This is a genomic window from Microbispora sp. CSR-4 (genome assembly GCF_008033685.1).
Classification (GTDB): Bacteria; Actinomycetota; Actinomycetes; order Streptosporangiales; family Streptosporangiaceae; genus Microbispora.
Genome location: NZ_VJVX01000298.1, coordinates 407 through 777, shown reverse-complemented (window position 1 = coordinate 777; position 371 = coordinate 407).

Genomic DNA, 371 nt, shown 5'->3' with positions numbered 1-371 from the left:
GGACATGTAAGTTGTGTGTTACAGCTATTTAGTGTTGGTTTTGTTTTTTTTTTTAAAACAAAAGGCCGGCTTACGATTTATTTCCGGGTGCGTGGATTTCAGAGTTCTCCCTTCCCATCCTTCTCGGTTGCCCCCCCGCCCCCGCCGCTATCGCGTCTCCGACGGCCAGCCCCTTCACCAGCGGCTCGGCCGGTGCGTCGTTCCCGCGTGTATGCGAGCGCTGTTTTCGCGTCCTGGCGGGGGGCGTTTCCGTTTGGAAGAGCGGTGGGGAGGGGAAGAGTGTAGGCTTTTGTGTAGATAGTGTGGGGGGCCGTGTTATCTAAAAAAAGAAAATGAGCGAGGTATGGTGGTTAGGGAAAAGCCAGTGTATA